This is a genomic window from Methanobrevibacter sp. (genome assembly GCF_045220775.1).
GTDB lineage: Archaea > Methanobacteriota > Methanobacteria > Methanobacteriales > Methanobacteriaceae > Methanocatella.
In genome coordinates this window covers 1-7,697 of the sequence record NZ_JBGUWC010000044.1, presented here as the reverse complement: position 1 = coordinate 7,697, position 7,697 = coordinate 1, and the positions used below count along the sequence as shown (strand labels likewise).

Sequence of the window (7,697 nt, the reverse complement as noted above, 5' to 3'; positions counted from 1 at the left end):
TTTACACGAATTATAGATAATACTTAAGGTGATTTAATGTTAACTTTTCTTCAGATGGAATTTTTAAAGCTCAAAAGATCAAATATCTTTTTGTTAAGTCTAGGTGGAGCGGTATTGCCTCCGCTGCTGATGTTTATAGCAGTTACTGCCTTTGAAGAAGGCAGCACTTTTGATATGCTATTCACCAATGTAAACATGTACATGTCAGCATTGTTTGCAGTTCTCCTCTTTGCAATAATAATCGCTTACCTTTTCGGAAGGGAATACAATGAGCATACTCTAAAGACCATGCTGACCATTCCAATATCACGGGGAAAATTCCTCTTGGCCAAATATGTCATGTTTTTGGTTTGGATTTTAATTTTAACAGTGGCTACAAGCCTGTCAACAGTCATTTTTGGTTTTGTTGCAGGCCTTGACGGTTTTACATTGAAGCTGTTTATAGATAGCTTTGCCCAGCTTCTCTACGCAAATGTCCTGCTGTTCCTGACATTCTCTCCATTTGTGTTCCTTTCACTGTTTATCACAAACATGGTTCCTGCAATGGTTGGTGGTGCTAGCTTGACATTGGTAAACATGCTGATTTATGGCCAAACCTGGGCTCCATATGTGCCTTGGGTATGTCCGTATTTGATTGCATCCGGTGAGATTGCCGAGTACAGCACAAGCATTAGTGTGTCCTATGGTATCATTCTAGCCACTTTTGTTATTGGTTTGGCTATATCATATATTTACTTTACAAAAAAAGATGTTTCATTATGAAATTTGATTTTAAGCACTGGACTGTTTAGGTATCCAGTGCTTTTTTTGTACTTATGTTTAGATTTGTTAAATGTCATAATGACATTTTTAACACGTTGTAGAGGAGTAAAAATGGTTAACTTTGATAATTATACCAACTTATTCATCGGATGATAATCAACCGGTTCTGTTCCCATTGCTTTTACAGCTTCACATATAAACATGTCTGTCTGTGCTACTGCAGGAAATGCAATTTTTGCATTTTCAATAGGTCCAAAGAGAACAAAGTCTCCACCGCACATTACTTGCACGATGTTTGCTCCAATGTCGCAGACAGTAAATGCGGTTTTATTACCCGCTTTTTTGTACTCTCTTAACCAGTCCCATGCAGACGGAACGTTGTGAATTCCGGATCCTACAGGATATCCCCATTTTGCCTTCTCAGCAAATGAAGTCCTTGCAGCAATACCTGCACCCTGACCTAAAGGTGTTACGGCAGTATCCATCATAAATCTGTCAACACCGCAATCTGCAGCCACTTCAAGCAAACCTTTTTCGTAAGCTCCATCATCCCCGTTTTCCCACATGTTCATTTTTCCCTCGATTGTAGCATTCATAGGGTTGAATCCTAAGATAATGGAAGCGGAGATGTCTGTTTCAGCGAGTGCGTCTAGTTCTGTTTTATCTGCCGCCATGTTTATTGAGTTGTAAATTGCCCTTTCTGTTAATCCGACTTCATCTGAATATTGTGCTCCGGCCACTCTTGCTTCACCGGATGTTGAATCTATAAGGAATGGTGCATCACAGATGTCTCCAACGAATTCAATGTATTTTGGAAGAGCTTCAACTGTCTGTCCAAAAACCTGCACAATAAACGGATTACCGGTTATATCTGAAATTGATGCCATATCATTAATTAGCTGTTCGGCTCTATCTTTATCGAAGTCCCCAGTTAATTCATCATTAAGAATATTGTGACCGCCATAGAATATTGTTCCAGCTAAAACTGTAGGATATTCTCCTGGTTGACCACCCATTTTGACTCCTGCGAAGTCAAAAACTACTTGTTCTTTATCAAATTTAAACATTTATTATAACCTCTATATTTTTAGACCTAACTGTTCAATTTCACTTTAAAAAAATTAAAGTTAGGTCTATAATTATTTTTTATTTAAAAGTATATAAGTTAATATGGTATTTTTTATAATAAATTTTAAAATTTATAAATAACTGTTTAATATATTTAAAATAATAATGTACAGTTTTAAATTTAAAAAATAACATGATTATTTTGATATTCAGTGAAAACAAATAATATCCTTTTTTATCTGATTAAATTCTCTTAAAAAACTCAAAATAAATTATTGTTAATGATTAATCATGATTATGAAAAACAATTTAATATTTAAATAGATATTATAAAAATAAAGAAAATAAATTGGTTTTAATGGTGACGGCTAAACGGCAGGTAAAAAAATTTCATTTTTAAAATCAAATCAGGTTATTTAATAAATTGAGCATTAAAATTGACTTATAAAAATTACAAAAAATTCACAACTTTGTATGCCAATAAAAAAATAATATATTATAAAATTAATAATAATGGAGCATATATCTTCGAGAAAATGTATTCTTAATTTAATAATAGGCATGGTGATTTTTCAATTCAAATTATCATGAGATAAGATGTAATTTAAGTATTATTAATTTAAAATATTTAATCATGTGTTCAATTGTTGGCCTGCAGGGCAAAGTTAAGGCAGATGACATTATAGGAATGTTGAAGTCATCAAAAAATAGGGGTCCTGATTCATCAGGAATCTATCTGGATAATGTTTACACGGATATTGATCTGGATGACTTTCAGGATTATAACGATTATGAGGTGGCTTTTGGTCATAACTTGCTTTCAATTTACGATTTGGAAGACAGGCAATCCAAACCGCAACCCATTTCAAATGAAAACCTGACTTTGGTCTTCAATGGCGAACTTTATAACTTCAGGACAATGAGAAATTTCCTATCAAAGGTAGGGGTTGAGGCGAAAATCACCTCTGACAGCGAAGTCCTACTTTATCTGATTGACTTTTACAATAAGAAACTGGATTTGCTTGAAGCGGTGCAGGCTGCAATCAGATTGATTGACGGCGATTATGCCTTTGCAGTCTGGGACGGCCAGAACATGGCAATTGCACGAGATCCGTTAGGCGTCAAGCCTCTGTTTTATTCAGTTTCTGATGAAAAATGCGGTTTTGCATCTACAAAAGATGCCCTAAAGGAAGTCGGTTTCATTGACATTGACACCTTAAAGCCTGAACACATCCTTTTCAACTGGCAGGATATATCTCCAGCTCAGGCAATCTATGAAAAGATCTTTGAGGGTGACGTATCTAAGATAGACAAGATGTTAAAGTTAAGCGTTGCCAAAAGGATTGAAGGATTACATGAGGTTGGTGTAATATTTTCAGGTGGTCTTGACAGTTCATATCTAGCATTGCTTTTAAAGGAAATTTCAGAAAATGTTCCTTTGAAAATTAAACTCTATGCAGTCGGAGCCGAAGGATCAAAGGATGTGGAAGCGGCAATATATGCATCAAAATTCCTCAATCTGGACTTGGAGATATGTGAAGTGACAGAAGAACTGGTGCGTGAAGCCTTGCCAAGTGTCGTAAAGGCCATCGGCGATGATAACCTGATGAAGGTTGGTGTTGGGCTTACAACCTATTTTGCAACCAAAATGGTGGCTCGTGACGGGCTGAAGGTAGCTATTTCAGGCCAAGGGGCAGATGAGCTTTTTGGAGGATATAAGAGATATCTCAAAAGCTTTGTGGATGGAACGCTGAACTATGATTTGAGAATGGACATGTCAAACATGTATCATGTCAATCTGGAGCGTGATGATGCATGCTCAATGCTCAATTCTGTCGAGTTGAGGTTGCCGTTTTTGGACAAGGCCTTAGTTGAGCTGGCGCTGAACATCCCTGACAATAAGAAGATAGTTTCTATGCATGATGACATGAGAAAAAGCATCCTGAGGAAGCTGGCATTTGAAGAGGGTCTTGACTATGAAATAGCATACAGGCCTAAAAAAGCGGCCCAATACGGAACCGGCATTGATAAGATTTTAAGAAAGAAAATTATAAAGGATACAGATTTTTCTACTTATCTATACTAATTTTTTTATTATATTTTATTATTTTTAATGCAATTTTATATATTTAGAGCAATTTTTAGTTCTTAATATCTAAAATAAAGATTTAAATATCTTTAAATTTAATATAAAAATCAAACTGTAACTCCTAAGTCCAAGGAAGTGATATTATGTTTGATAATATTGTTATGAGTTTGATTCAATACTATTCTCTTTTGATGATGATTCTACTTGGCAATTCAACTAGTTTAAAAGGAGGATCCATTGTGGATATTCTAAGTAAAATTAGGATTTCAATAGCTTTAAATATCACATTAATTTGGTATTTAGTTATTGTGTTCACATTGGTGTTACTTAATACTATGTGATGCTATAAATGTTTCCTCCATTAAATTGTAGGGATAAACAATATTATGAGATGTTGTTTTTGTCATTTTGCTCAATGATTTGGGTTCAGTTTTACTTATAAAGGTCACTCCCTGCAATTTATAAAAATTTAATTAAATTTATATATGGTATATAACAATATACTAATTAGAGTTTTTTTTAACTCCGTTTGGATTTTTTAATAAATCCATTTAAACTAGTTGAGTTTAATCAATATCTATGAGCAGTATTGCAGAATTTTATTCTGTAATACGGATATTGATTTTTAAATTTTTATTTTTAATTTTTTTACTCATTCTTTTCTAAAATATCTTTAACTTTATTAATATTAAAAAACATAATAATTATATTATTAATTAATAGGAGTTTTTATTTTATGACAATCGAAAAAGATGCAGAGGATATTATTGAAAAATTCTCAAAAATATTGGAAGATATTCCGGATTCTGATGAAACCTGGTATATCACTGACAATTTAAATTTAACTCGCGATGATAAAGCTCAAGCGAAAAATCCTGAAAAAATATTAAGGAATGCAAGAATCGATAAAGACGGAAATCTCGTTGTTAAAAAAGCTGATTGGACAAATTAAGAGGGATTCATATGAGAATTAACTTAGTTCTAGAACTTTTGGATGCTCCTGGACAATTAGTTAAAGTATTAGAGCCAATTAGTACTGTTGGCGCTAATTTGGTAACTATTATCCATAAAAGGGACTATAAAAATGATGACGGCATGGTTCCTGTCCAGCTTACTTTGGAAGGGGAACACGAAGAACTTAAAAGTGTCGTTGACAAGTTTGAAGAGTTAGGAATCAGCATCATTGAAGTTGATGGTGTCGTTAAAAAGGAAAAGATAACCACTATTTTCTTTGGCCATATTGTTGATCAGGATTTAAGGGACACAATGGACAGAATCAATGCGCTTGATGGTGTTGTAATCGTTGCATTCGACATCAAATTGAATGGTGAGGAAAAGTCTACTGCACTAATCAATATTGAAGCCGATATAGGTTTAAGGAAAGCAGTATTTGATAAAATTGCAGAAATTGCACAAGAAAAGGATTTACTAGTGATTAATGAAGTTTAAGTGATTATTATGGATGAATGTAAAGTCATTATCATGGGATTTGGTTCAGTAGGTCAGGGTGTGGCTAATGCAATTTCCATGAAGAAGGAATTAATTAAGGATAAAACAGGTGTAGCAGTAAAGGTTGTTGCTGCAGCTGATTCATCTTCATCTGCAATCTCACAAGATGGATTGGATGAAGAATTGCTTGTAAAAACAAAAAAAGAAGAAGGAAAATTATCAGCATATCCTGAATTTGGGTCTGATAAAAGTGGTGCAGATGTTTTAGATGCTGTTGAATATGATTGTCTTATAGAAGCAACTCCTACAAATATTGTTGATGCAGAACCTGCACTTTCACTAACACTCAAAGCATTTGAGCAAGGAAAAGATGTTGTAACATCAAATAAAGGACATTTGGCACTCAAATTCAAGGAAGTTGTTGGGGCAGCCGAAAAAGCGGGCGTCGAATTCAAATATGAGGCAAGTGTCGGCGGTTCAATGCCTATCATCAATTTCACAAAGGATACATTGGCATCATGTGAAATCAAGTCAATTAAGGGTATCTTGAATGGTACTACAAATTATATTCTATCAAGAATGACCTCAGAAGGCTCCGACTATGAAGTCATCTTAAAAGAATCCCAAGAGTTAGGAATAGCCGAAACAGATCCGACCCAAGACGTTGAAGGTATTGATGCTGCATGTAAAACAGTAATTTTGGCAAATTCCCTTTTAGGAATCGATGCAACCTACAGTGATGTTAAGGTTGAAGGTATTTCAAATATCAATGCACAAGCTATTGAGCTTGCTAAAAAGGACGATTACTTAATCAAATTGATAGCTGAAGTATCTCCTGACAATCTGCAGGTATCCCCACGTTTGGTTAAAAGGGGAAGCTCTTATGACGTAAGCGGAACCCTGAACATGGCTACAATCAAAACAGATTTGGCTGATGAGGTATCTGTAATTGGACTTGGAGCAGGATCTCTTGAAACTGCTTCTGCGATGTTGACCGATTTAATTAGTATTTTAAAAAATAAAAACTAATTAAATTCTTTTTTTATTTATTTTGATAACATGAAATACGTAATATTTATCCCAGATGGGTCTAGCGATTACCCTGTAGACGAATTAGATGGCAAAACTCCTTTAATGGTGGCCAATACTCCAAATATAGATAAATTGGCTAAAAATGGATTTGGAGGATTTACAAACAATGTTCCGGATGAATACACTCCGGGTTCTGATGTGGCTAACATGAGCATTTTTGGATTCAATCCTGCCGATTACTACACCGGCCGTGGGCCGCTGGAGGCAGGCAGTGAAGGAATTCCGACAACACCTTGTGATGTGATATTCAGATGCAATACAATATACAGTGAAAAATGTGAAATGGACGACTTCAATGCGGGCCACATTTCAACTGAAGAAGCCGATGAGCTAATGAAAGGATTAAATGAGTATTTTACAGAAAAATATCCTGATTTTAAAGGCAAATTCTACACAGGTGTAAGCTACAGGCATCTGTTTATTTACTCATGCGACTGCATAGAAGATGCGGAAATCCTATCCAGCATTAAGACAATTCCTCCTCATGATATGGTGGGCGAAAAGCTGCTTGATAATCTATTTGGAGAATGTGAATTGGCTCAGGACATCCAACAGATAATGTTCGAGTCAAAGGAATACCTTAAGGATGCGGAAGTCAACCAGAAAAGGGAAATACCGGCCAATATGGTATGGCTATGGGGACAAGGCGTAACACCAAAGCTACCTAACTTTGAAGAGACCTACGGCATTACAGCTTCTGTAATCACCGGTGTTGACCTGCTTAAGGGAATAGGAAACTTCGCAGGCATGAACATTGTAGAAGTTCCTGGAGCTACAGGATACTTCGATACTGACTATAAGCAGAAAGGTGAATATGGTATTGAAGCTTTAAAAGAAACAGATTTATTGTTGATTCATATAGAAGCGCCTGATGAAGCAGGACACGCTCAAAATACTGAAGAGAAGGTAAAAGCCATTGAGAGAATCGATGAATTTATCGTAGGTCCGATAATTGAAAGCTTGGAAGGCGAAGACTTCAGGGTAGCAATATTGCCTGACCATCCGACTCCAATCAGCGTCGGAACCCATACCCGAGATAATGTGCCTTTAGTGATTTATGATTCAGCACGCGAAGGTGATGAATGCGAATCATTTGATGAAGAAGGCGTTAAAAAAGGTTCTCTTGAATTCAGGGAAGGACACTTCTTAGTTCAAAGATTGATAGATGGAGATTATTAAAATGAAAGTAATTCTTGTTAACGGCAGTCCTCACAAAGAGGGATGCACTTTTACAGCA

At 35.5% G+C, this 7,697-nt stretch carries 8 protein-coding genes; 7 read left to right on the top strand and 1 reads right to left on the bottom strand.

The window, feature by feature from the left end:
* Positions 1 to 36: 36 nt before the first annotated feature.
* On the top strand, positions 37 to 762 hold the full coding sequence (locus tag ACJROP_RS02280; RefSeq protein ID WP_406533883.1) for an ABC transporter permease: 726 nt from the start codon (positions 37 to 39) through the stop codon (positions 760 to 762).
* Positions 763 to 890: 128 nt separating this feature from the next.
* On the opposite strand, the gene mtrH is transcribed toward ACJROP_RS02280, so the two are convergent.
* Positions 891 to 1,829 carry a tetrahydromethanopterin S-methyltransferase subunit H gene (gene mtrH / locus ACJROP_RS02275; RefSeq protein ID WP_406533882.1) on the bottom strand — a complete coding sequence of 313 codons (939 nt, stop codon included), beginning with the start codon at positions 1,827 to 1,829 and terminating at the stop codon, positions 891 to 893.
* 635 nt (positions 1,830 to 2,464) lie between these two features.
* On the opposite strand from mtrH, the gene ACJROP_RS02270 reads away from it, so the two are divergent.
* The 6 genes from ACJROP_RS02270 (at position 2,465) to ACJROP_RS02245 (ending at position 7,639) form a co-directional block, all read left to right on the top strand.
* Complete coding sequence (locus tag ACJROP_RS02270; RefSeq protein ID WP_406533881.1) at positions 2,465 to 3,916, top strand: asparagine synthase-related protein; 1,452 nt, start codon at positions 2,465 to 2,467, stop codon at positions 3,914 to 3,916.
* Between the two features lie 146 nt (positions 3,917 to 4,062).
* Entirely contained in the window at positions 4,063 to 4,260 is a 198-nt protein-coding gene (locus ACJROP_RS02265) for a hypothetical protein (protein WP_406533880.1), read from the top strand.
* 395 nt (positions 4,261 to 4,655) lie between these two features.
* Complete coding sequence (gene gatC / locus ACJROP_RS02260; RefSeq protein ID WP_406533879.1) at positions 4,656 to 4,871, top strand: Asp-tRNA(Asn) amidotransferase subunit GatC; 216 nt, start codon at positions 4,656 to 4,658, stop codon at positions 4,869 to 4,871.
* Between the two features lie 11 nt (positions 4,872 to 4,882).
* On the top strand, positions 4,883 to 5,368 hold the full coding sequence (locus tag ACJROP_RS02255; RefSeq protein WP_406533878.1) for an amino acid-binding protein: 486 nt from the start codon (positions 4,883 to 4,885) through the stop codon (positions 5,366 to 5,368).
* Positions 5,369 to 5,377: 9 nt separating this feature from the next.
* The gene (locus ACJROP_RS02250) at positions 5,378 to 6,397 is read left to right on the top strand and encodes a homoserine dehydrogenase (RefSeq protein ID WP_406533877.1); all 1,020 of its coding nucleotides are present in this window, start codon (positions 5,378 to 5,380) and stop codon (positions 6,395 to 6,397) included.
* 30 nt (positions 6,398 to 6,427) lie between these two features.
* The gene (locus ACJROP_RS02245; protein ID WP_406533876.1) at positions 6,428 to 7,639 is read left to right on the top strand and encodes a cofactor-independent phosphoglycerate mutase; all 1,212 of its coding nucleotides are present in this window, start codon (positions 6,428 to 6,430) and stop codon (positions 7,637 to 7,639) included.
* Positions 7,640 to 7,697 lie beyond the last annotated feature (58 nt).

Coding starts and splice junctions, on each gene's coding strand:
- mtrH (WP_406533882.1), bottom strand. CDS start 1,829: ATGTTTAAATTTGATAAAGAACAAGTAGTTTTTGACTTCGCAGGAGTC.
- ACJROP_RS02280 (WP_406533883.1), top strand. CDS start 37: ATGTTAACTTTTCTTCAGATGGAATTTTTAAAGCTCAAAAGATCAAAT.
- ACJROP_RS02255 (WP_406533878.1), top strand. CDS start 4,883: ATGAGAATTAACTTAGTTCTAGAACTTTTGGATGCTCCTGGACAATTA.
- ACJROP_RS02250 (WP_406533877.1), top strand. CDS start 5,378: ATGGATGAATGTAAAGTCATTATCATGGGATTTGGTTCAGTAGGTCAG.
- ACJROP_RS02245 (WP_406533876.1), top strand. CDS start 6,428: ATGAAATACGTAATATTTATCCCAGATGGGTCTAGCGATTACCCTGTA.
- ACJROP_RS02265 (WP_406533880.1), top strand. CDS start 4,063: ATGTTTGATAATATTGTTATGAGTTTGATTCAATACTATTCTCTTTTG.
- gatC (WP_406533879.1), top strand. CDS start 4,656: ATGACAATCGAAAAAGATGCAGAGGATATTATTGAAAAATTCTCAAAA.
- ACJROP_RS02270 (WP_406533881.1), top strand. CDS start 2,465: ATGTGTTCAATTGTTGGCCTGCAGGGCAAAGTTAAGGCAGATGACATT.